This is a genomic window from Hyphomicrobium sp. LHD-15 (assembly GCF_031157355.1).
In the GTDB taxonomy this organism is placed as follows: Bacteria; Pseudomonadota; Alphaproteobacteria; order Rhizobiales; family Hyphomicrobiaceae; genus Hyphomicrobium_C.
In genome coordinates, this window is record NZ_JAVIFT010000006.1 from 160,951 (window position 1) to 179,532 (window position 18,582).

The 18,582-nt window shown below is 63.3% G+C and carries 22 protein-coding genes; 13 read left to right on the forward strand and 9 right to left on the reverse strand.

Translation table 11 applies throughout. The features are described from left to right. Positions 1-238: 238 nt before the first annotated feature. From RCO24_RS16905 to eno, 5 genes are all read right to left on the reverse strand, one after another. Positions 239-688 carry a hypothetical protein gene (locus tag RCO24_RS16905; RefSeq protein ID WP_308963766.1) on the reverse strand — a complete coding sequence of 150 codons (450 nt, stop codon included), beginning with the start codon at positions 686-688 and terminating at the stop codon, positions 239-241. A 317-nt stretch (positions 689-1,005) separates the two neighbouring features. Beyond that, positions 1,006-2,334: a pyruvate dehydrogenase complex E1 component subunit beta gene (locus RCO24_RS16910; protein WP_308963768.1), complete on the reverse strand. Its 1,329-nt coding sequence runs from the start codon at positions 2,332-2,334 to the stop codon at positions 1,006-1,008. An 8-nt stretch (positions 2,335-2,342) separates the two neighbouring features. Beyond that, positions 2,343-3,332, reverse strand: a complete 990-nt coding sequence (locus RCO24_RS16915; RefSeq protein WP_308963769.1) for a thiamine pyrophosphate-dependent enzyme — start codon at positions 3,330-3,332, stop codon at positions 2,343-2,345. Between the two features lie 390 nt (positions 3,333-3,722). After that, positions 3,723-4,052 carry a septum formation initiator family protein gene (locus tag RCO24_RS16920; protein ID WP_308963771.1) on the reverse strand — a complete coding sequence of 110 codons (330 nt, stop codon included), beginning with the start codon at positions 4,050-4,052 and terminating at the stop codon, positions 3,723-3,725. Positions 4,053-4,231: 179 nt separating this feature from the next. Beyond that, complete coding sequence (gene eno, locus RCO24_RS16925) at positions 4,232-5,524, reverse strand: phosphopyruvate hydratase (protein ID WP_308963773.1); 1,293 nt, start codon at positions 5,522-5,524, stop codon at positions 4,232-4,234. Positions 5,525-5,719: 195 nt separating this feature from the next. Between eno and RCO24_RS16930 the strand changes: the two genes are divergently transcribed. The 3 genes from RCO24_RS16930 to RCO24_RS16940 all read left to right on the forward strand — a co-directional run bounded on the left by RCO24_RS16930 (position 5,720) and on the right by RCO24_RS16940 (position 7,478). Next, a complete protein-coding gene (locus tag RCO24_RS16930; protein ID WP_308963776.1) occupies positions 5,720-6,082 on the forward strand; it encodes a GFA family protein in 363 nt (120 codons plus the stop codon). Positions 6,083-6,087: 5 nt separating this feature from the next. Beyond that, on the forward strand, positions 6,088-6,810 hold the full coding sequence (queC, locus tag RCO24_RS16935) for a 7-cyano-7-deazaguanine synthase QueC (protein ID WP_308963778.1): 723 nt from the start codon (positions 6,088-6,090) through the stop codon (positions 6,808-6,810). Between the two features lie 125 nt (positions 6,811-6,935). Then, on the forward strand, positions 6,936-7,478 hold the full coding sequence (locus RCO24_RS16940) for a DNA starvation/stationary phase protection protein (RefSeq protein ID WP_308963779.1): 543 nt from the start codon (positions 6,936-6,938) through the stop codon (positions 7,476-7,478). A gap of 61 nt (positions 7,479-7,539) precedes the next feature. On the opposite strand, the gene RCO24_RS16945 is transcribed toward RCO24_RS16940, so the two are convergent. Continuing rightward, positions 7,540-7,764 (reverse strand): hypothetical protein, encoded by a 225-nt coding sequence (locus tag RCO24_RS16945; protein ID WP_308963782.1) that lies wholly within the window; start codon positions 7,762-7,764, stop codon positions 7,540-7,542. A gap of 150 nt (positions 7,765-7,914) precedes the next feature. Between RCO24_RS16945 and queE the strand changes: the two genes are divergently transcribed. The 3 genes from queE (at position 7,915) to queF (ending at position 9,516) form a co-directional block, all read left to right on the forward strand. Next, a complete protein-coding gene (gene queE / locus RCO24_RS16950; protein ID WP_308963784.1) occupies positions 7,915-8,544 on the forward strand; it encodes a 7-carboxy-7-deazaguanine synthase in 630 nt (209 codons plus the stop codon). Between the two features lie 100 nt (positions 8,545-8,644). Next, positions 8,645-9,031, forward strand: coding sequence for a 6-carboxytetrahydropterin synthase (locus RCO24_RS16955; RefSeq protein ID WP_308963785.1), 387 nt, complete (start codon positions 8,645-8,647; stop codon positions 9,029-9,031). 23 nt (positions 9,032-9,054) lie between these two features. Then, the gene (gene queF / locus RCO24_RS16960; protein ID WP_308963786.1) at positions 9,055-9,516 is read left to right on the forward strand and encodes a preQ(1) synthase; all 462 of its coding nucleotides are present in this window, start codon (positions 9,055-9,057) and stop codon (positions 9,514-9,516) included. 176 nt (positions 9,517-9,692) lie between these two features. Here the strand turns inward: queF and RCO24_RS16965 are convergent, their stop codons facing one another. Further along, the gene (locus tag RCO24_RS16965; protein WP_308963788.1) at positions 9,693-10,829 is read right to left on the reverse strand and encodes a ceramide glucosyltransferase; all 1,137 of its coding nucleotides are present in this window, start codon (positions 10,827-10,829) and stop codon (positions 9,693-9,695) included. Between the two features lie 431 nt (positions 10,830-11,260). On the opposite strand from RCO24_RS16965, the gene RCO24_RS16970 reads away from it, so the two are divergent. After that, entirely contained in the window at positions 11,261-11,500 is a 240-nt protein-coding gene (locus RCO24_RS16970; RefSeq protein WP_308963790.1) for a hypothetical protein, read from the forward strand. A 45-nt stretch (positions 11,501-11,545) separates the two neighbouring features. On the opposite strand, the gene RCO24_RS16975 is transcribed toward RCO24_RS16970, so the two are convergent. After that, positions 11,546-11,851 (reverse strand): hypothetical protein, encoded by a 306-nt coding sequence (locus RCO24_RS16975; protein WP_308963791.1) that lies wholly within the window; start codon positions 11,849-11,851, stop codon positions 11,546-11,548. A 195-nt stretch (positions 11,852-12,046) separates the two neighbouring features. Here RCO24_RS16975 and RCO24_RS16980 point away from each other — a divergent pair, with 195 nt between their 5' ends. After that, positions 12,047-12,385: a hypothetical protein gene (locus tag RCO24_RS16980; protein ID WP_308963793.1), complete on the forward strand. Its 339-nt coding sequence runs from the start codon at positions 12,047-12,049 to the stop codon at positions 12,383-12,385. A 4-nt stretch (positions 12,386-12,389) separates the two neighbouring features. Here the strand turns inward: RCO24_RS16980 and RCO24_RS16985 are convergent, their stop codons facing one another. After that, positions 12,390-13,124 carry an alpha/beta hydrolase gene (locus RCO24_RS16985; RefSeq protein ID WP_308963795.1) on the reverse strand — a complete coding sequence of 245 codons (735 nt, stop codon included), beginning with the start codon at positions 13,122-13,124 and terminating at the stop codon, positions 12,390-12,392. Positions 13,125-13,263: 139 nt separating this feature from the next. Here RCO24_RS16985 and RCO24_RS16990 point away from each other — a divergent pair, with 139 nt between their 5' ends. From RCO24_RS16990 to RCO24_RS17010, 5 genes are all read left to right on the forward strand, one after another. Next, complete coding sequence (locus RCO24_RS16990; RefSeq protein WP_308963797.1) at positions 13,264-14,067, forward strand: formyl transferase; 804 nt, start codon at positions 13,264-13,266, stop codon at positions 14,065-14,067. A gap of 153 nt (positions 14,068-14,220) precedes the next feature. Continuing rightward, complete coding sequence (locus RCO24_RS16995; RefSeq protein ID WP_308963798.1) at positions 14,221-14,409, forward strand: hypothetical protein; 189 nt, start codon at positions 14,221-14,223, stop codon at positions 14,407-14,409. Between the two features lie 167 nt (positions 14,410-14,576). Then, positions 14,577-15,461 (forward strand): MurR/RpiR family transcriptional regulator, encoded by an 885-nt coding sequence (locus tag RCO24_RS17000; RefSeq protein ID WP_308963800.1) that lies wholly within the window; start codon positions 14,577-14,579, stop codon positions 15,459-15,461. A 259-nt stretch (positions 15,462-15,720) separates the two neighbouring features. Then, positions 15,721-18,015: a TonB-dependent siderophore receptor gene (locus RCO24_RS17005; protein WP_308963802.1), complete on the forward strand. Its 2,295-nt coding sequence runs from the start codon at positions 15,721-15,723 to the stop codon at positions 18,013-18,015. A gap of 71 nt (positions 18,016-18,086) precedes the next feature. Continuing rightward, positions 18,087-18,560 (forward strand): Rrf2 family transcriptional regulator, encoded by a 474-nt coding sequence (locus tag RCO24_RS17010; protein WP_308963803.1) that lies wholly within the window; start codon positions 18,087-18,089, stop codon positions 18,558-18,560. Positions 18,561-18,582: the final 22 nt, after the last annotated feature.

Here is an 18,582-nt window from a genome sequence, read left to right on the forward strand (position 1 = left end):
ATCAGTTGAACCCCTGCCCGCTCTAAGCAGGCCTTTCGCGCAAAAGTGTGGCCGACCTGCAGCAGTAACGTCTACGGGTCACAGCCCCTGCCGATACGCTATCCGGAACCCTACGCGGAACAGCCGAACTCTGTCCAGCACGGGGGACCGGCGGACAGAACTCGGCTGTCGGATTCACGCGGTACGGACAACGCGTCCGGCCCGGCTTATGCGGAAATCAGGACGACCCGCCGAAAGATCAGCGGTTTTGCTGCACGACCGGCGGAGCCGTCGCGGAGACCACCTGCGAAGAATTCGTGGCCGGTGTCCCGGGCGCGACCTGCGCGGTCGTCTGAGCCGGCGGCCTCGGACCGAAGGCCGAGCACTTGGCCTGGAATTCGGCGTTGGCCTTGTCGAGCTCAGCGGCCTGCGCGAGCGAGACGCGCTTGATCTGCACCGTCGACGACTTGCCGACCGAAGCCTTCTCCAGGCGATCGGTCAGCCCATCCTTGCGCAGCGTGTCGATGCGCTGCGAGAGCGAGTAGCAGGCCGGATCGACCCGCGGCGCTGCCGCGACAGCCGTTGTGCTGGCGTTCGTGCCGATCGATTGAGTTGTCAGCGACGAACCGAAAAGGTTGCCGTCCGACGAGCAGCCGGCGAGAAGCGTTGCGCCGAGTGCAGCAATGGCGAGTGCTGGCGATTTCTTCATGATGTCCCCCGTGACGTACTGCCGTGGCCTGTGTTGCCTGTACGTGCTCCAGGTCTAAGGGCGAAGCCGAGCTCGTAACAAGAAGACCTACGTAAAATGCCGGTGTATTGGCCAAATTGACAGACCCGAATCTGTGGAAAGCAGGCCCCCGTGGCGAGCAAGCCACAAGGCATCCAAGGTGTTGTCAGTAAAACCAAAAAGCAAAACGCTGTATTTCGGGCTGGCGAATCGATTCGATGCAGATCTTCAGACGGGGAGCCGCATGACCTCGGCCCGAAATCATTGAGGAAGCTGGACAATCCGACGATAAGCGCGTGTTACGCGCCCCGCACCGTCGCCAGAATGGCTTGAAATGCCTGCTTCGCGGTAGGAAGGGCGAGCGCCTGCAGCTCGGACGCATAGGGCATCGGCACCCCGGCGCCGGCAAGCCTTACCGGCGCGCGCTTGAGCGCGCCGAAGCAGCGCTCGACGATCGATGCCACAAGCTCAGCTCCGATCCCGCCGTCACCCCAGCCGTCTTCGAGCGTCACCAGCCGCCCGGTCCTCAGCACCGAGGCCGCGACCGCATCCCGATCGAGCGGACGCACGCTCATCAGATCGACGACCTCCGCCTCGACGCCCTCTGCGCTGAGCAAGCTTGCGGCTTCGAGCGCGAGCAGCACCGCGCGACCGGCTGCCGCGAGGGTCACGTCCGTTCCGGCCCGCCGAACCCGCGCCACGCCGAGCGCCACCACCTCCTCAGGCTCGGCCGGCCCGCGGACCGCGTAAAGCTGATCATGCTCGAGCACGGCGACGGGGCCGGGATCCCGGATCGCAGCCGCGAGCAGCCCGTAAGCTGCGGACGCAGTCGCCGGCTGGGCGACCTTGAGCCCAGGGATCTGCGCGAGTTGCGCGGCGACGCAACGCGCGTCCTGCCCGGTCAGCCCTGGAGCGAACCCATTCGGCCCCCGCAGCACGATCGGCACGGGCAGGCGTCCGCCAGAAAGATAGAACGTCTCGGCAGCACTCGCCACGTAAGGCGCCCACGCCTCGAACGAGGCCCCCCAAGATGGAAGCTCCACGACCGGCTTCAATCCCGCGTACGCAGCCCCGACCGCAATACCGAGTACGGCCTCCTCGATCGACGACACCGAAACCACGCGCGACGGACCGAACGCATCGAGCAGTCCCTGCGCGACTTTCGGCGCCCCTCTGTTTTGGGCGACATCGACGCCGATCAGGAACACATCCTTGTCGCGCCGCATCTCGTCGGCGAGCGCATCGCGCAACGCCTCGCGGTAGCTCAAGTCGTTGCCTTCCAGGTGCGCGGCGGCAGGGCGCGCGGCAGTCCTCGATGGCTCCGGCAACGGTTCGAGCGCGGCGAAGGAAAGCGGCTGCCCCAGCGACGAACGCTGCGCGTCACGCGCGGCATTGAGCAGAATGGCGATCGGCGTGTTGACCTTCACGCCTTCGGTCCCGGCCGGAAACAGGATGCGTTCGACCCGCCCCTCGTCTTCCGCCTCGATCTCGACGGTTGCACTGGAGGTCGCGATCTCGACCAGGAGATCGCCCGCGGCCACCGCCTGCCCTTCCGCGACGTGCCAGCGCGAAATCTTTCCGTCCGTCATCGACGGCGTCACCGGCGGCATGAGAATTTCGCGACGCATGGGGCACCTCATGCCTCGACGAATGCGAAGAGATTGGCTGGATCTGGCACAGGTGCCGCCCGAGCCGCCGCAGCCGCCGCCGTGACTGTTTCCTTGATTTCCTTTTCGAGCGCCTTCAGCGCCTCGGCGCTCAAAATGGAAGATGCCAGGATGCGGCTCCTTGCCTTCGACACGGGATCGGCGTCCTCGATGCGCCGCTCGGAGGCACCAGCACGCGCTGGTCCGCCACCATGGCCGCGATAGCGATAGGTCAGCATTTCGAGGATGGTCGGGCCTCCCCCCTGACGCGCGCGTGCAATGGCGCGGCGGCCGGCAGCGAACGCGCTCCGCACATCGATACCGTCCACCTGCTCGCCGGGAATGGCCGAGGAGGAACCGCTTGAAGCCAGCGCGGAGGGGATCTGACCCAGCGCAATGCTGGCGCCAGGTGCCGCGGTGTTGTTGTCGATGACGAACACGATCGGCAGCGACCACCGGGCCGCCATTCTGTAGGCTTCTGCCACCCGCCCGCGCGAGGCCGCCCCATCGCCGAAAAAGCAGAGCGTGACGGCGCCGTCGCCGCGATAGCGTGACGCGAAGGCAAGGCCCGCGCCGATCGAGGCACCGAGCCCGGCGCGCCCATGCCCGCCGTAAAGCTTTTGCTCGGGCGCGAACATCCTGACCGTTCCGCCATTACCCCCGGCAATGCCGGTCTTGCGGCCGAGCAGTTCCGCCATGACCCGCTTGGGATCGATGCCGCGCGCCAAAAGCGGGCCATGCGTGCGGTAGCCGGTGATCACGGGATCCGTGTCGCGCGCCGCCATCATCATGCCGACGATGGACGCCTCCTGTCCGATCGAAAGCGGACAGACGCCGTGGATCGCCTGCAGCGCATAGAGCTGACCGGCCTTTTCCTCGAAACGGCGGATCAACAGCATCGCCCGATAGGCCGCAACCTCTTCGTCCGGCGAGAACAAGCTGTTCTCTCCATCAACCGGACCAAAAGGTTTCCCCGTCATCTTGGCTCCTCGTGCACTTCGGGTCGTCTGCTTCCGATGCGACCGGACGTCGGCTTCGGCGTGAGACTCAGGGCCGCAATCAGCTCCCTATCTCTGCCATCGAACGACAAAACTTACACGACGGAATGGCCGCGAAGCCAGCATCACTCATGTTGCGGCGCAACGAAGCGAGCGTAGACCATGATCGCTTCGGACCTTATCAGTCCGAAGCGTGAATCATCGGTTTCACAAAAAACCACAGTGATCGCTTCGGACCCACGCGCTCCGATCGTCGCGGCCCCTATCGGCCGCGGCGTGAATCGGCAGCGCAGGAAATGTCCGCGTAGCGCGAACATAAGCACAACATGAGCGATGACGAGAGGGGTTAGAAGGCCGGGCGCAACGACTTGGCTATCCGGCGGGAGAATTGTCCACGACGACACGATCCCGTGGGTCGGCGAAGCCGAGCACCTCACGGGCGATTTCTTCGACGAAATCAGGGTCGGGAAGATCCGGCCGCAACAGCGCCACATCACGCTCGAGTTTGGCGCGCACGGCCTCGAGGCTTTGGATCTCGAACTGCAGAACGCTTTCGCGCTCCAGCAGCCGATCTCTCGCCTCGAGGCCGTGGCGGCCGTTCAAGGTGTGATAGGCGAAATAGGCCGTCAATCCGAGGCAGAGAAGCAACACCAGCGCCTGCCGCGACCTGGCTCGCCCATCATATGTTTTCTGACGCAGCACGAATGTTCGACGTTACGCGTTATGAGAAACCGGGAACGAAGTGATCCTACGTGGATCACCTTAAGACGAGGTAAAGCACCGTACCGGCCCGGAATTTCGGAAGGCCATCAGATCCCGCAATGAAAACGGCGCCGCTGCTGTCGCAGGGCGCCGCAATTTCACGCGCGTGGCCTTGGCGTTTACGCCACGGCGCGATCACCGCGCAGGATGCTCTTGCCCGCATAGACCGCGACATCGCCCAGCTCGCCCTCGATACGGATCAACTGATTGTACTTCGCGAGCCGGTCCGAGCGGCAGAGCGAGCCGGTCTTGATCTGCCCGCAGTTGGTCGCGACCGCGAGATCGGCAATCGTCGAATCCTCGGTCTCGCCCGAACGATGAGACATGACGGCCGTGTAGCCCGCGCGCTGGGCCATCGACACGGCGTCGAGCGTCTCGGTCAGCGTGCCGATCTGGTTGACCTTGACCAGGATCGAGTTTGCCGTCGCCGCCTTGATGCCGCGTGCGAGACGCTTGGTGTTGGTCACGAAGAGGTCGTCACCAACGAGCTGTACGTTCTTGCCGATAGCGTCCGTCAGCGCCCTCCAGCCGGCCCAATCGTCCTCGCCCATGCCATCCTCGATCGAAATGATCGGGAAGCGCTTTGCGAGGTCTTCGAGGTAGCGCACCATGCCCGCGCTATCGAGGCTCTTGCCCTCGCCAGCGAGCTCGTACTTGCCGTTCTTGTAGAACTCGGTCGAAGCGCAATCGAGCGCCAGCACCACGTCTTCGCCCGGCTTGTAGCCGGCCTTCTCGATCGACTTCATGATGAAGCTCAGGGCCTCGTCGGCGCTCTTGAGGTTGGGCGCAAAGCCGCCCTCGTCGCCAATGCCGGTGTTGTGGCCGGCGTCCTTCAGGGCCTTCTTCAGCGTATGGAAGATCTCGGCCCCGACCCGGATCGCGTCCGAAACGGTCGGCGCCGAAACCGGCATGATCATGAATTCCTGGATGTCGATCGGATTGTCGGCATGCGCACCGCCGTTGATGATGTTCATCATCGGCACCGGCAGCACGTGGGCGGAGGTGCCACCGACGTAACGGTAGAGTGGCAGCGAAGCGGCTTCCGCGGCGGCCTTTGCGGCCGCGAGCGAAACGCCGAGAATGGCGTTGGCGCCGAGGCGGCTCTTGTTCTCGGTATCGTCGAGCGAGATCATCGCCGCATCGATCCCGCGCTGATCTTCCGCATCGAGCCCGATGAGCGCGTCCGAGATCTCGCCGTTGACGGCATCGACGGCCTTCTGCACGCCCTTGCCGAGATAGCGCTTGCTATCCCCGTCCCGCAGCTCGATCGCCTCGTGGGCACCCGTCGAGGCGCCCGAAGGCACCGCCGCCCGCCCCATGGAGCCGTCCTCGAGCATGACATCGACCTCGACGGTCGGATTGCCGCGGCTGTCCAGAATTTCGCGGCCGAGAATGTCGACGATGGCGGTCATGAGCGGTTCCTCGAGAGGATGATGGAAGAAAGTTTTTTGTGGGAGGACGGATAGGTGTTGCATGGACCATTGAAGGCATCACACAACCGGTCGGAGCGCGTTTTAGCCGGGTTCGCCAGGCACGGAAAGACCCCATTGGGTAGGCCTTCCTACCCCACCCGCGCAACAACCTGAGGAAGCAAAGGCACTCAAACCATGGACGAAGCCCTGACATACCATGGCTCCTGCCACTGCGGCGCCGTGCGCTATACTGCAAAAAGCCCGGCCATTACTGCGGCGATGAGCTGCAATTGCTCATTTTGCCGGCGTTCTGGCGGTCTGCTGGCGTTCGTTCCCGTGCATGATTTCACGTTGCATTCCGGAAGCGAAGTCCTACAGGACTACCAATTCGGCAAGAAGGTCATTCATCATCTTTTCTGCGCGGCCTGCGGCATCGGCAGCTTCGGCCGCGGCAGCCTGCCTGATGGCACCGAAATGGTGGCCCTCAACGTGCGCTGCCTTGATGAGATCGATGCCGATACGCTGGCAATCAAGCATTTCGACGGCAAGAGCTTGTGAGACTTATGAGCAAAGAAGGAAGCGCCCTGGTTCTCTTCTCCGGTGGCCAGGACAGTACCGTATGCCTGGCCTGGGCGCTCGACCGCTATGAGCGCGTCGAAACCCTCGGCATCGCCTACGGCCAGCGTCACGCGGTGGAGCTTGTCCAGCGCCGCGTCGTTCTCGATGCGATCCGAAAAACATTTCCCGCCTGGGCCCAACGCCTCGGCCCCGACCACGAGATCGAGCTCGGCGAATTGGGGCGCATCAGTGAGACCGCGCTCACGCGAGAAACCGAGATCGAGCTGACCAGCGCCGGTCTTCCGTCTACGTTCGTTCCGGGGCGCAACCTCCTGTTCTTCGTTTACGCCGCAGCGATCGCCTACCGGCGTGGCATGAACGTCCTCGTCGCCGGCATGTGCGAGACCGACTATTCCGGCTACCCCGATTGCCGCAACGACACCATCCGGGCCCAGGAGCAGGCCATCACCCTTGGCCTCGACAAGCCGTTCACGATCGAGACGCCGCTGATGCACGTCGACAAGGCGGGCACCTGGGCCATGGCGGATGCACTCGGCGGCCAGCCATTCGTGGACCTCATCCGCGAGGAGACCCACACCTGCTATCTCGGCAATCGGACGCTTCGCCACGCTTGGGGCTGGGGCTGCGGCACCTGCCCGGCTTGCGAGCTGCGCGCCAACGGCTGGGAAATCTGGCACGGCGACAAGGCTCCCGCCTCGCCCGGCTGACGAGCAGCAGCCGGCTGCCCCATACCGTTAACGGCGCAATGAGGCTATGCGGAACCGGACGCTTCCTTTCCACGTCTCGTCTCCCTACCTTAGCGATCGATAGCCCCCACCTGATGGAGCCCCCCATGGCAGAAACGAAGCCCGATCTGAAAAAGGCCGCGGAACGCCGCAAGGCCCCCCTCACCACGCCGAGCGACCTTGGCGACAACGCCGTCCGCGACCTCACTGGCGCCCTCAACGAATTGCTGGCCGACGTATTCGCGCTCTATCTCAAGACCAAGAATTTCCACTGGCACGTCAGCGGTCCCCACTTCCGCGACTACCATCTGCTATTCGACGAGCAAGGCGGACAGATCTTTGCCATGACCGACCCCATCGCAGAGCGCGTGCGCAAACTTGGCGGCACCACGCTGCGTTCCATCGGCCAAATCAGCCGCCTCCAGCACGTAAAAGACAATGACGCAGATTACGTGGATCCCGAAGGCATGCTGGCCGAACTTGCCGAGGACAATAAGAACCTCATCGCGCGCTTGCGCGAGGTCCACGGCCTGACCGACGAGCATCGCGACTACGCGACTTCGAGCCTGCTCGATGTCTGGATCGACGAAACCGAGCGCCGCCTATGGTTCCTGTTTGAGGCGAGCCGCCGCGAAGTGTCGGGACATTGAGACCAAAGAGGCAGCAGGCAGCCGGCAGTTGGCAGGATCATTCTGCCGCTGCCCGCTTAGCTCATACTCGAACGGCTGTCGCAATCACTGGCTTCGCGCCGCTATCAGCCGCGGCCTTCGCATCATTCAGCGCCGCAACGCGCGCGTCGAAATCCAGTCTCAGAAAATCGTTGAGCGCACCGTCTGCCACGGCGTAGTGGCCGCATCTCTTGCAGCCCACGATAAGGCCGTCGAAATCTCCGGACGACAGATCCTCGGCCTCGGCTCCGCAAATCGGACACTGCATGTTGAACCTCGCTTTGCGCTCCAGGTTATGGGAAACGCGCAAGGCTGGATCCGGGTTCAATGGAGGCAGGAAGCGTGCCGGCGCCGATGTGCCGCTTGACACCCGCCCGCGAGGTTCTAGGGATCAGCGCACAGCCCACGGGTCAGTGCCATGTATGCGGTCAAAGAGATTTTCTACACGTTGCAGGGTGAGGGCACCCACGCCGGCCGCGCCGCCGTGTTTTGCCGCTTCGCGGGCTGCAATCTGTGGTCGGGCCGCGAGGTGGACCGCGAGCAGGCCCAGTGCACGTTCTGCGACACCGATTTCGTCGGCACCGACGGCGACGGCGGCGGAAAGTTCCGGACGGCCTCCGATCTCGCCGGTGCCGTGCTCGCCGCCTGGCAGGGCGGCACGGGCGAACGTTTCGTTGTCTTGACGGGGGGAGAACCGGCGCTCCAGGTCGATCCCGCGCTGATCGATGCGTTGCATGAGCATGGCTTTGCCATCGCCATCGAGACCAACGGCACCCTGCCCCTCCCCCAAGGCCTCGACTGGATCTGCGTCAGCCCGAAAGCCGGCACCGAGATCCGCCAGACCGCGGGAGACGAGCTGAAACTGGTTTACCCCCAGGCCGACCTCACCCCTGAGAGCGTGGCTGGCCTCGATTTCCCGCGCCGATTCCTGAGCCCCATGGACGGCCCTCGCCTGGCCGAGAACACCGCCGCCGCGGTGGCCTACGTCAAGGCCAACCCCCTCTGGCGCCTTTCGGTGCAAACCCACAAGCGGATCGGAATTCCTTAAGGCGGGCAAGCAGCAGTGTTAACGTCCTGCCCGTTGCCCGCTGCCTCCTGCCTCACCCCAGGGGGTGGCATCTCGGGCGGAAATCCCTTATTTGAGCGCCATGCGCATCTATAAGGAATTCCTGTTCGAGGCAGCTCACTACCTGCCGTCGGCCCCCATCGGCCACCCCAATTCGCGGGTGCATGGCCATTCGTTCCGCGCGCGCGTCGTCATCGACGGCGAGCCGAACGCAGAAACCGGCCTCGTGTTTCACTTCGACGATCTCTCGGCCGCCATCGCCGAAGCCCACGACGCGCTCGACCATCGCCTCTTGAACGAAGTCGAGGGCCTTGAATTCCCTACCCTCGAGCGCATCTCGATCTGGCTCTGGAACCGCCTGCAGAACCGCGTTCCCGGCCTCGCTGAAATCCACGTCTCGCGCGACAGCTGCCATGAGGGCTGCATCTATACCGGGACGCCGCGCCCCAAAGCGCTCGCCGCAGAGTAAAGCTTCCAGAGGAGCAACGCGCGATGGGTCGCGAAACAACGGGCATCACGCTGCTGGGCGGCGCCTCGCAAATTCCGGAAAGCCCGGAGAAGGCGCTGCTGGAGCGCGTCGCCAATCCTCATGCCGACACCGCCTACGTCGCCCGTTTCACCGCACCCGAGTTCACATCCCTCTGTCCCGTCACCGGGCAGCCGGATTTCGCGCATATCGTGATCGACTACGTGCCAGCCGATTGGCTTGTCGAGAGCAAGTCTCTGAAACTCTACCTGGCTTCGTTCCGCAACCACGGCGCCTTCCACGAGGATTGCACGGTAGCCATCGGCAAGCGTCTCGCCGCCTTGCTCGAACCGCGCTTTCTTCGCATCGGCGGCTATTGGTATCCGCGCGGCGGCATTCCAATCGACGTGTTCTGGCAGACTGGCGATCTTCCGAAAGACGTCTGGCTGCCGGACCAGGGCGTCCCGCCCTATCGCGGCCGCGGCTGAGCGCCACTCTGCGCGGTGTCATCCCGGCCAAGCGAGGCGAAAGCGGAGCGCAGAGCCGGGATCTAGCGAAAGCTTCTATCGCAAAGATTTGAGCGCCTTCGGCGCGCAGCATGCGCTGGATCCCGGAAAAGGCTTCGCCTTTCCGGGATGACACAGAAACGGCGCAAGCGCACAGCCTAAGCCCGACCCTGACCAGTTGCCGGCTCCGCGACCGTCATGTCGTTACCGCGCCAGGTGAAGCCGTCGCCGGTCCAGCCCTTGAGCCAGACGAACGGCAGCGCGAGATCCCGCACCAGCCACGCGACGGGCGAAATCGGGCTGCAATGCCAGCCCGCCCCGCGAGCCAGCAACGCCTCCGTGCCGAACCAGACCACCGCCAGCAGCGCCGCCGCAGACAAACCGTCGAGATCCAGGACCGGCGCCCCAACCGCGGCAGCCACCAGCGGCGCCACGCTGCCCGACAACAGCTCCGGCGCATAGCACAGCGGGAACGTCGCCCGCCGCAGCCGCGCCCAACGGATCTGCCGATCGAGAATTTGCGGCCGGCTCCGCGTCCCGAGCGGCTGCTCGAACGGCGCATCGACGAGACGCACGCGAAGACCTTCCGCGCGCACCACCTTGGTCGCCGCGGCGTCCTCGGCGATCTCGACGCCAAGCGCCCGAATACCGCCAGCGCCGTCGAGAAGATCCTTCCGCCACAGCATCGACTTGCCCTGCGCGAACCCGAACCCGATCGTATCCGCGGCCAGTTGCCAGCGCGCCTGGTAGGTGTTGAGGAACGCGCACTCGACCTCGGCCCAGAAGCCGGACGGCCGACTGCCGATCGGCGGCGAGCAGACGAGGCCGGTATCGCGCCGCATCGCACTGAAAAGCCGGCTCACGTAGTCGCGCGGCATCAGCACGTTGCTGTCGGCGATGACGACCCAGCCGTGCTTGGCTTGCGACCAGCCCTTGATGATGTTGTTGAGCTTCGGATTGGGCGTGCTCTTGTCGTCGCCGATCAGAAGCCGCGCATCGATGTGCGGATACTCGGCGATGAGCTTGCGAACCAGCGGAACCGCTGCATCGCGTTCACGGGCCGAGCAGAACAAAAGCTCCACGTGCGGGTGCGCGAGTTCGAAGGTCGTGCGAAGCGTCAATTCATCGAACGGATCGAGACCGCAAACCGGCCGAAGGATCGTGACCGGGGGATGCGCGCTAAGAGGAGCGGGAGCGGAGCTGGCGCGCCGCACGCGCCGAAACGACATCAGCGCCGAAACGATATGCACCAGCGTTGCCACCGCTGCGAACACCAGGGCGGTCCATTCGATCACGGGCTTGCGCGCTCCCCTTGATTTGGCGTCTCGGCGATTGTGGGGATTCAAGTGACAAGCCGATGACGCCGCCGTGACGGTTCGATGACGGACGATCGCGGCGGAGCACCCGCGGCGCGGATAAAAAAAAGGGGACGCTCCGTAAGCGTCCCCTTCCAAGTCCGTGGGAGAAGTTTGCCCAAAGCGTCGAGTGACAAGCAAAGGACGGATTTATCTATCCGCGCAGCATTAACCCCCGTCAACGAAAGACGTTTCCGGCGCGCGGCGCCATTTCGCCGCGCACGCCTGTCACACATCCGCAATATTGGAAACCGTGCTCAAGAAGCGGTCACAGCATGCCCCTTCTCTCGCCCGGAAGTCGCCAAAAAACTGAGACGAACAGCGACTATGTTCGCCCTCACTGACGGATTCGCAAAATGAGGAGCGACAGCATGTCAGCGAACTTCGACGGTCTCGATACCGGCGACATTCTCGAGATCAAATACCGCGTCTGGCGACCGTCCGGCGCGGGTGAGGACGTTATGGAGCGCTGGGTAAGCGCAGCGATCATCGCCAACGAGCACGGCACCTGGCCTCTCGCACGTCTCGCCGACGGCCAAGTGACAGAGATCCGCCCGTTCATGACATGGCGCCGCGTTTTCACCGCCAAGCGCCGCGGCGTCGCCGCCTGAAAACGCCACGAGGTGGCGGCACCCTCTCGACGTTCAATCAGACAATCATTGCGTAGCGGTTCGAGGCGCTGACACTGGCGCCTCGGCCGGCGCCACGAGAACGGGGCGCTTCGGCGCCGCGCTGGCCTTTTGCGCGCGGCCCTTTGCCTTCGGCGCCACCTTGGCAGCGCTCCGTTTCGGCCGCGCACGGGCTTTGCTCGCCGGCGAAAGCGCGCCTATCTGCGTGGCCAATGCGGCCTGCTGCTTGCCGAGGGATTTGATCTCGCCCTTGAGTTTCGCAATCTCGGCAAGGATGAGATTGAGCTGTTCGCGTTTACCCAGCTTGTCGGACTTGCTCGCTTTTTTGCCCATCGCACGGTCCTCCAACCAACGAGAGAGGCCGCGAGCCTCGCATACTTTCCCCCCTAAAACGAGGCCGGACGGCAGGCGCACACTGAATAGGCAGCAAAACACCGGCGCTTCCCATGCAACGAAATCCATTCATGCTGCGTTCAACCGGCGGTCTTTAAATCTGTCACCTAAGGCTTTCCGACCGACGGAGGTGTCATGTCTGCTTCGTTATGGATTGGAGAGAGCGGCGGGGCTTGGAGCCCCGCGACGAGGGAGCCGGCCGGCCTGTTTCGGGTCCGGACGGAAGGAAAGATGATCGCGGCGATACCTGACGAGTTGATCATGGCCTATGCCGATGGCGAACTGGACGCCTCCCATGCAGCAAGCGTGCAGGAAGCGGTCCGCAACGACGAAGCCCTCCGCCGCCAGTACGAGATCTTCCGCGCGACACGCGCGATACTCGCGACGGCCTTTAACGATATCCTGGACGAGCCGGTTCCCGAAACGCTGAAGGCCGCCGTCACCGGAGCACGCCGCCCAAAATCGTCGCCGTAATCTGTCAAACGCCCACGGCTGACCAGAACCGGACGATGGCGTCGGCCGCTTCCTTGGGCCGTTCGACCTGCCACCAGTGTCCGCAATCGAGCCGGACCACCTGAGCTCCCGTCGCCTCCGCAATTCTGTCGGCATAAGCCGGGCCTGCGTAGGCGTCGCTCTCCCCCCACAGCGCCAGCCCCGGTACGTCGTGAACGTCGCGCCCGGAAAGATCCGGCGCCCATTCGCAGAACACGTCCCGCCCCGACCGATAGAGCGCCAGGATGGAGGCTTTCATGCGCGCGTCGATATCCTGCGCGGCAGCCTGCGCCTCGATCTCCGGCACGCCGGCCCGCTTCAGCATCTCGACCGCGAGTTCGGGCGTGAGCCGATCCATTGCCTTCTCTCCCGCGCCGGGCGTCTGCCAGAGGCGCGCCGTTGGGTGCCATGTGTAGTCGGCCGAATAGGGCGCGCCACCTCCGACCCAGCTGCGGATCAGATCCGGGCGGAGCGACAGCACCCGCAGCATCAGGATCGAGCCCCAGTCGTGTGCGATCACATCGCGCGGGGCCGGGATCGCTTCGAGCGCCGCGATCAGCCAATCGGCATACTCTTCCTTCGTGCCCTGAAAGCCGGGAGGCACCGCGCACCCGAAGCCGGGCAGCGACAGCGAGACCGCCTCACGTTCCGGCAGCAACGGCGTAAGACGCGACCACACGCGCGCCGTGTCCGGCACGCCGTGAATGAGTACTGTGGTCATCGTGGCTCCTTTGATCCCCCGTCGCGCCGATCCGGCAAGCAGCCCGCCCGAAGCTCAATACACGGAAAGTTAGGCGCGCTCATCCACACTGTCTCGATCGGAAAATCGGCTTCGATCTGAAAGCGCGGTGGGGACAAACGTGGACACGAGCCCCGAGCCCGTCCAAAATGCAACGAGCGAGGCCCGCCATGGCATCGTGGTGCTCACGGCACAAGGCTCCCTGAGCCGTATTGTCGTCAATGGCCTCACCGCGAGGCTCGGGCCACTGACGGTCATCGCCGAGGAACCTGAAAGCAGGTCGGCTGTCATCCGTCGCCGGATGCGCCTGCTGGGCCCGATCCACGCCGCCGGCCAGGTCGCACTAGGTTTTGCGCTACGTCTCGATCCCCGCCGCAGGCAGCGGCTCGACCGCGTGCTTGAGGAGCACGCTCTCGATACCAGCCCCGATCCGCTCGTCACGGTGCTGGCCGTTCCATCGGTCAACTCCGATCTCTGCCGCGCGCATCTGGCGAAGCTCGCACCGGCCGTTGTCGCGGTTTACGGAACGCGCCTCCTGAAACGCGAAACACTCGCAGCCGTCGCCGCGCCGTTCATCAACTATCACGCCGGCATCACGCCCAAGTACCGCGGCCAAGATCCAGCCTATTGGGCGCTCGCGACCGGCGATGCCGAGAATGCCGGCGTCACTATCCATCTCGTAGATGAAGGCGTGGACACCGGCGCGGTGCTCTATCAGGCGTCCGTGCGCTTCGCTCCAAGCGACACCATCGCCACCTATCAGTACGTCCAGGCCGCCGCCGCGCTGCCTCTCTTCGCGCGCGCCATTGAAGACGCCCTCGCCGACCGCCTCGCCCCGAGAACGATCGATCTTCCATCCCAAAAATGGTTTCCGCCAACGCTCTGGGGCTACCTCGCGACTGGCCTCACACGCGGCGTTTGGTAGGCCGCGCACCGGGCCCTCGCTCCCGCCTCTCGGCAACGTTTGCTCACGGTCAAAGCGCCCCATGGGCGGCGCCCCTATAGCATTGGACTTTCGCCAAATCCGTTCCGCGCACCTGGTGCCGACGGTTGCAGAGACACTGAGCCGGATGACCCTATGAATACTGTCCCGCGCAAAGAGCTTGCCGAGCAGGTCTATGAGGACATGCGCACCCTTTACGGGCTCGATCACTATCGCCCGTGGTCCGAGCTGGGACCCCTCACGCGCAGCCGGTTTTTGATGCTTGTGACCGAAATGGAGATCATCGGCCTGATCGATCCACAATATCCGGAGCACAATCCGTAAGTTAGCTTGCGCGCGATCAGCCGCACAGCCCGCCAAACCCGTAAATCTCAGGTTGCATTTAAATCTCGCGATCGCCTTTGCGAGGCCCAACGCCGCGCTTGCCTTTTTGTAGTAGCGCCCACTACAGTGCTCACTACATTGTAGTAGCGCGGTCGGGAACATTCGGCATGGCGGATCTTGGCACCAGCAAGAAGCCGGGCGACCGGCTCGGCGAACGCATTCGCACCCGACGAGACAGCCTGACCCCGACGCTCGCGCGCGTCGCTAATTTTCTGGAAGCAAATCGGATCGAGGCGCTGACGAAGTCGGCCGTCGAGCTCGCCGCCATAATCGGAACGTCCGATGCCACCGTGATCCGCGCCGTCCAGGCGCTGGGGTTCGAAGGCTTGAAGGACCTCAAGCAGGAACTCGCTATCTCGTTTGGACAGGGGCAGTCCGCCGCCGACAACATGGCACGGACCTTCTCCCGGATCGGCGACGAGCGGGATGCCGCCCTCGACCGCGTCTTCCAAGACCATCGCGAAGCTTTCGAGACCCTGACCTCGCCGGAAACGCGCCTGCAGCTGCTGCATGCTGTCGACGTCCTGGCACCGGCACGCAAGATCGGCGTGTTCGGCCTCGGGCCATCGTCTTATCTTGCAAACTATTTCGCACTGTTGGTGTCGCGCAGCGGCCGTCCTGCACGTGCGTACGATGGCAGCGGCGCGCCCTTTCCCGATCAGATCCTCGATCTGACCGATCGCGACGCGTTGGTGATGCTCGCCTATGGCCGCCCCTACAAGGAAGCGACCACTTTCATCGATGAAGCCCGTGCGCTCGGCAAACCCATCGTGCTGGTGACCGACACGCCTGGAACCGGCCTCACCAGATACGCTTCCGCCGTTGTAACGGTCCCGCGCGGACACACCGGGCTCGTCTCGCTTCACGGCGCAACGTTCGTGTGCCTCGAAGCGATCATGCTGACACTGGCGTCACTCGATCGGCCGCGCGCCATTCAAACCCTCGAGCGGCTGAACCATTTGCGCCGGTCGGTCGGCAAGACACCGCAATGAGCCGCAATCACCGACCCGCCGAAGTGTTTGAACGACGTATGTAACAAACTGTGTCGAATAGGCCTCAGCCTTCGTGCAATGCGGCAAAAGCCGCCTGGCTTTATTTACTACTACAGTACGCAAATCAAGCTGCCCCCCAAGCAAGTGCGCAAGCCAGTAAGCCGAGACGGCCTCAGCCAGCAAGCTTGTCGATCGTCGATGCCGCGGGACGCTGAGTTCCGCGGCATCGTCCGCGCCATTCAGGTTTGGGGGATTTTTTATGCGTCGCATCAAAGGCCGCAGGGCGGCCGCCATCGCAATAACGACAGTCGTTTCCGGAAGTTTCAGCGTTGCATCGAGCGTACTGGCACAGGAGCAGCCCAAGGAGTTGCCGCCTATCGAGGTGACAGCCCAGGCAAAGAAGAAAACCACCGTCGCGAAGAAAAAGGCCCCGACATCACCGGTGCCGCAGGCTCCCGCGGCCGCACCTGCGCCCGCCGAGACCGCAGCGAAAGAAGACCAGAATGGCGCCCTTAGCTCGAACGGTGGCGTCGACGGCTATCTCGCGACAAAATCTTCGACTGCCACGAAAACCAATACCCCGCTGATCGACATCCCCCAATCCATCACCGTCGTGACCAAGGAGCAGGCCAAGGACCAGGGCTCACGCGACCTGAACAAGGCTCTGACTTACGTGCCCGGTATCGTGATGGGACAGGGCGAAGGCCACCGAGACGCACCGACCATCCGCGGCGTCAGCACGACTGCGGACTTTTTCGTCGACGGCGTCCGCGACGACGTCCAGTATTTCCGCGACCTGTACAATATCGATCGCGTCGAAGTGCTGAAGGGTCCGAACGCCATGATCTTCGGCCGCGGCGGCGGCGGCGGCGTCATCAACCGCGTGACCAAGAAAGCCGACGGCGAGCGCATTTACGAAGCGACCACGACTTACGGCTCGTTCGACACCAAGCGCGTCGAAGTCGATGCTGGGCAGGCGGTGACGAACGACTTCGCCGTACGCATCAACGGCATGTACGAGGATTCCGGAAGCTACCGCGACTTCGTCGATCTGGAACGCTACGGCATCAATCCAACGGTCACATTCAAGCCCGCCGACAACACCAAGGTTCGCCTCGCCTACGAATACTTCAGCGAGGACCGCACGGTTGATCGCGGAATTCCGTCGAATTTTCTGACCGGCAAGCCCGCCAAGACCAATGAATCGACGTTCTTCGGCAACCCCGACGAAAGCTACATGTACTTCAACTCCCACGTCGCGACCGCGATCGTGGAGCACAAATTCGATAACGGCATCCAGATCAAGAACCATACCCAGTATGGCCACTACGACAAATTCTATCAGAACGTCTTCGCCAACAGCGCTCTGAACCAGCCGACGTCGATCGGGGGTGGCTATCCGACATCGAGCTTCATCCAGCTGGGAGCGTATAACCAGCTCACCGAACGCGAGAGCGTGTTCAATCAAACCGACGTCACCACGAAAATCGATATGGGCAGCGCCATTCGCCACACCCTCCTGGCGGGTGTCGAGGTCGGCTCTCAAACCTCCGACAACCAGCGGCATCCGGCGTCAGGCAACTATGGCGCACCGAGCTTCCCCAACTCGGAGCGAAACGTCCCGTTCGATAACCCGACAACAAGCGCCGGACCCGATTGGTCACTCGATCCAGGCCCCCGCCAGCACTCCGAACTCAACGTCGCTGGCGTATACGTTCAGGATCAGATCGAAATCACCAGGTATTTCGACGTGATTGGCGGTATCCGCTTCGATCGTTTCGACATGGACTACACCAACCAGACGACCGGCGACGGATTTGATCGCGTCGATGAGGTCTGGTCGCCACGTGTTGGTATTGTGTTCAAGCCGATCGAGGCCGTGTCACTCTATGCCAGCTACTCGAAGTCGTTCCTGCCGCAATCGGGCGAGCAGTTCGGGAGTCTGACGGCAACCACCAAGAACTTCGCGCCTGAGGAATTTGAGAACAAGGAAATCGGCTTCAAGTGGGAAGTCGCACCTCGCTTGCTGCTCACCGGTGCAATCTTCCAACTCGACCGCAAAAACCAGAGCGTCGCGATCGCACCCGGCGTTAATGAGATCATCGGCAAAAGCCGGTCAGAAGGCGGCGAACTTGCACTCACGGGATACCTGACCGACAAGTGGGAAGTTGTCGCCGGCTACGGCTACCAGGAAGCCGAAGTGGTCCAAGGGACACTGACCACCCCATCGACCACCGGAAACGAGATCGCGCTGGTTCCTCGCCACACGTTCTCGCTCTGGAACAAGTATCAATTCCTGCCGAACTGGGGTGCAGGCCTCGGTGTAATCTCGCGCAGCGACATGTTTTCGTCCACGGCAACCAATGCCGTCACACTCCCCGGCTTCGCACGCGTCGACGCCGCGCTGTTCTGGGACATCAACGAAAACTTCAAGGCCCAGCTCAACGTCGAGAACGTTTTCGATATCGACTACTACTCGACCGCGCACAGCGACAACAACATCACGCCCGGCTCACCCAGAGCCGCGTACTTCACTCTGACCAGCAAGTTCTAGATCACGCGGCGCGGCGACGAAAAAATCGCCGCGCCGTTATTTTGAGGCGTATAGCCCGGGACAGGTATCAGATGCTCGTCGTCTCTCGAACGTTTGTTGCGATCAATATCCTGACCTACGTCAGCAGCTGCCCCGATTGGACAGCCACCAATCACAGCATCGCCGAAGAGCTGGAGATCCCACATCCCTATCAGCGCAAGATTGCCCATCAGCTCGTCCAGGCCGGTTTCCTGGTTGGCCTGCGAGGGCGCACCGGCGGCCTCAAACTGGCGCGCCCGCCACAAGAGATCCGCGTCGGCGACGTCGTGACCGCCATCGAAGAGTCGAGAAGTCCTAGAGCAGGCACAAAAGGCGCCTATGACCTGACGGTGCTCATGGATGACGCAAACCGGAAATTCATCGAGATCCTGAACGAGCACAGCGTTGCCGATCTCGCCCGCGCCCGTCCGCAGAAAAAGCGCGTGTCCAAAGAGGCCGCGCGGCCGTCCTGGAAACGATCCGCCAAGCCACAGCAGGCCGGCGCACAGCTTGGCAGCAAGCGCTAAGCGGGATCGCTTCGAACCACAT

Bases quoted from the DNA above. Each gene is read 5' to 3' on its own strand.
- RCO24_RS16905 (WP_308963766.1), bottom strand. From the start codon at position 688: ATGAAGAAATCGCCAGCACTCGCCATTGCTGCACTCGGCGCAACGCTT.
- RCO24_RS16910 (WP_308963768.1), bottom strand. From the start codon at position 2,334: ATGCGTCGCGAAATTCTCATGCCGCCGGTGACGCCGTCGATGACGGAC.
- RCO24_RS16915 (WP_308963769.1), bottom strand. From the start codon at position 3,332: ATGACGGGGAAACCTTTTGGTCCGGTTGATGGAGAGAACAGCTTGTTC.
- eno (WP_308963773.1), bottom strand. From the start codon at position 5,524: ATGACCGCCATCGTCGACATTCTCGGCCGCGAAATTCTGGACAGCCGC.
- RCO24_RS16930 (WP_308963776.1), top strand. From the start codon at position 5,720: ATGGACGAAGCCCTGACATACCATGGCTCCTGCCACTGCGGCGCCGTG.
- queC (WP_308963778.1), top strand. From the start codon at position 6,088: ATGAGCAAAGAAGGAAGCGCCCTGGTTCTCTTCTCCGGTGGCCAGGAC.
- RCO24_RS16940 (WP_308963779.1), top strand. From the start codon at position 6,936: ATGGCAGAAACGAAGCCCGATCTGAAAAAGGCCGCGGAACGCCGCAAG.
- RCO24_RS16945 (WP_308963782.1), bottom strand. From the start codon at position 7,764: ATGCAGTGTCCGATTTGCGGAGCCGAGGCCGAGGATCTGTCGTCCGGA.
- queE (WP_308963784.1), top strand. From the start codon at position 7,915: ATGTATGCGGTCAAAGAGATTTTCTACACGTTGCAGGGTGAGGGCACC.
- RCO24_RS16955 (WP_308963785.1), top strand. From the start codon at position 8,645: ATGCGCATCTATAAGGAATTCCTGTTCGAGGCAGCTCACTACCTGCCG.
- queF (WP_308963786.1), top strand. From the start codon at position 9,055: ATGGGTCGCGAAACAACGGGCATCACGCTGCTGGGCGGCGCCTCGCAA.
- RCO24_RS16970 (WP_308963790.1), top strand. From the start codon at position 11,261: ATGTCAGCGAACTTCGACGGTCTCGATACCGGCGACATTCTCGAGATC.
- RCO24_RS16975 (WP_308963791.1), bottom strand. From the start codon at position 11,851: ATGGGCAAAAAAGCGAGCAAGTCCGACAAGCTGGGTAAACGCGAACAG.
- RCO24_RS16980 (WP_308963793.1), top strand. From the start codon at position 12,047: ATGTCTGCTTCGTTATGGATTGGAGAGAGCGGCGGGGCTTGGAGCCCC.
- RCO24_RS16985 (WP_308963795.1), bottom strand. From the start codon at position 13,124: ATGACCACAGTACTCATTCACGGCGTGCCGGACACGGCGCGCGTGTGG.
- RCO24_RS16995 (WP_308963798.1), top strand. From the start codon at position 14,221: ATGAATACTGTCCCGCGCAAAGAGCTTGCCGAGCAGGTCTATGAGGAC.
- RCO24_RS17000 (WP_308963800.1), top strand. From the start codon at position 14,577: ATGGCGGATCTTGGCACCAGCAAGAAGCCGGGCGACCGGCTCGGCGAA.
- RCO24_RS17005 (WP_308963802.1), top strand. From the start codon at position 15,721: ATGCGTCGCATCAAAGGCCGCAGGGCGGCCGCCATCGCAATAACGACA.
- RCO24_RS17010 (WP_308963803.1), top strand. From the start codon at position 18,087: ATGCTCGTCGTCTCTCGAACGTTTGTTGCGATCAATATCCTGACCTAC.